Source organism: Actinomycetota bacterium (assembly GCA_036280995.1).
Lineage (GTDB): Bacteria > Actinomycetota > CALGFH01 > CALGFH01 > CALGFH01 > CALGFH01.
Genome location: DASUPQ010000816.1, coordinates 1 through 2312, shown reverse-complemented (window position 1 = coordinate 2312; position 2312 = coordinate 1). Strand labels below are relative to the sequence as shown.

At 69.2% G+C, this 2312-nt stretch carries 1 protein-coding gene; it reads right to left on the bottom strand.

The window, feature by feature from the left end; all coding sequences use genetic code 11:
• Positions 1–650: 650 nt before the first annotated feature.
• Positions 651–2288, bottom strand: coding sequence for a phospholipid carrier-dependent glycosyltransferase (locus VF468_27250; GenBank protein ID HEX5881984.1), 1638 nt, complete (start codon positions 2286–2288; stop codon positions 651–653).
• Positions 2289–2312: the final 24 nt, after the last annotated feature.

The following is a 2312-nucleotide window of genomic DNA, read 5'->3' as shown; positions in this document are numbered from 1 at the left end:
GAGTTTGAGCCTCCCTCAGTGGCTGGCCTCACCGGCAGTCCCTGCCCTTGGATAACAGTCGGAGTGAGTTCAGCGCGGACCACCGCACGCTGCGCAGCTGCGGAATCATGTTTCGCGCCCTCCGAGTAAGACGTCTCGCCGCGACCCTTGGAACTCTAGCTCACTCCGCTCTTTCAGTTGCTGCAGACGTCGGGAGTGGCTGCCTTCGCCTCGCAGACCTGCATGCCGACGAACGTGCCTCAGCGATGCTCAGGTCGAGATCCCGGGTCGTTGCTGCGTACTGCCATTGACGAAGTCGTTCCCTCGTACTCCATGGTGTAGACATGCGCGCCAGGGGACTCGAGCCTTGGAGTCGACGAGCAGCATACTCCGGCAACCCTGCATGTTGTACGCCCCCACCTCGTCTCGGTGACGAGGGCGCGGCCACGTCGTAGCCCGGCATCCGGTTCCCCCCGCCTACGTTCGGCAACCCTGTCGTCCTCGCGGTGCGCTTCAAGGCTCATGGTCAGCGCGTCGTGGGTGGCCCTACGCCGAACCGGGTTCGGTGCAGGGCGGCCCCGCACCGGACCTACCGGCACGGGGTCACCCCGCGCCGGAAAGGACGGGGCCCCGCGCCGGAAAGGACGGGGCGCCGCGGCGAGGGCCCGGCATCAGATCCAGCGGGTGAACCACACCCGGTCCAGCCAGTTCTCGTTGGTGAGCAGCCCGTCGGTCCAGATCGGATAGAAGAACGCGAAGTTCGCGGCCACCAGCGCCACGAACGCCCCGGCTACCACGGCGCCGACGAGCCGCCGCCTCGACCGGCCCGGCGGCCCGAGGATCGTGCCGAGCACGAGCGTCGTGGCGATCACCGTGAACGGGATGATCGCCACCGCGTAGAAGAGGAAGATCGGCCGGTCGTCGAAGCGGAGCCACGGCAGCCAGGTGGAGAACACCCCCACCAGCGCAAGCCCGAACCGCCAGTCCCGGCCGCCGATCCAGAACCACAGGGACACAAGCAGCGCGATCACGCCGCCCCACCACAGCGCCGGAGTCCCGATCGCAAGCACCTCACGGATGCACTTGTCGGCGGTGTCCGGGCACCCCGCCGTCCCGGCCTCGATGTCGGTCTGCGTGTCCACCGCGACCGGCCGGTTCAAAATCAGCCAGCCCCACGGGCTCGACTGGTAGCTGTGCGTCTCCTCGCTGAGGCCTTCGCCGGTGTGGAACCCCCAGATTTCCTGGTGGTAGTGCCACAGCGAGCGCACCGACTGCGCGCCCTCCGCGAGGCCCTCGGCGTCGTTCTTCACATAGCTGCCCCAGTCGGAGCCGAACTGCTCCTCGTAGCGCTCGGCGTGCACCAGCCAGCCCGACCAGGTGGCCACGTAGACCAGCAGCGCCACGCCTACCAGCGAGAAGAAGGCGGGTACGGCGTCGACCACCGCCGCCTTGGCGACCGGCCACCGCACCCCGATCGCTCGCCGCGCCGAGGAGTCCCAGGCCCAGACCAGCAACCCGAACGCGGCCAACGGGAACAGCGCGCTCCACTTGGCGCCGACGGCGAGGCCAAAGCACACGCCGGCGGCCAGGCGCCAGGGCCGGAACAGCAGCAGCGGACCGGAACCGGTCGTCACCGGGCCATCGCGGGTCAGCGCGCGCAGCAGCCGGACCCGGCCCCAGTCTCGATCGGCCGCCAGGCACGCCACCGCGCAGACCAGGAAGAACGCCAGGAAGACGTCGAGCAGGGCGAGCCGGGACATCACGAGGTGCAGGCCGTCCAGAGCGAGCAGGATGCCGGCGACACAGCCGAGCAGGGTGGAGCCGGTCAGCCGGCGTACCAGGCGGCACAGCACCAGCACGGTCAGAGTGCCGACCAGTGCAGAGGAGAAACGCCAGCCGAACGAGTCCATCCCGAACAGCCGCTCGCCACCCGCGATCAGCCACTTGCCGACGTCGGGATGCACGTAGAAGCTCGGGGTCTCCTTGAACAGGTCGTCGACGTTGCCGGAGACGATCCGCTCGTTGGCCTTGTCGACGCTGTCGCGGACATGGCCGAACAGCAGCAGGGAGTAGGCGTCCTTGGCGTAGTAGGTCTCGTCGAAGAGCACGCGGTTCGGATAGCCCAGGTGCCAGAAGCGCAGCAGGCCGGCGACCCCGGCAACCAGGATCGGCCCGACCCAGCCGAGCATCGGCTCGGACAGGTACACCGGCGGAGTGAGTCGACGCCGCACGTCGGGCAGTGGCCGGCCTTCGTGGTCGCGGCCGAGGGCCTCGAGCCGGTCCGGCGCCTGCAGAGGGGCGCTGCTCACCGTGCCGACTGTACGGGGGCACAC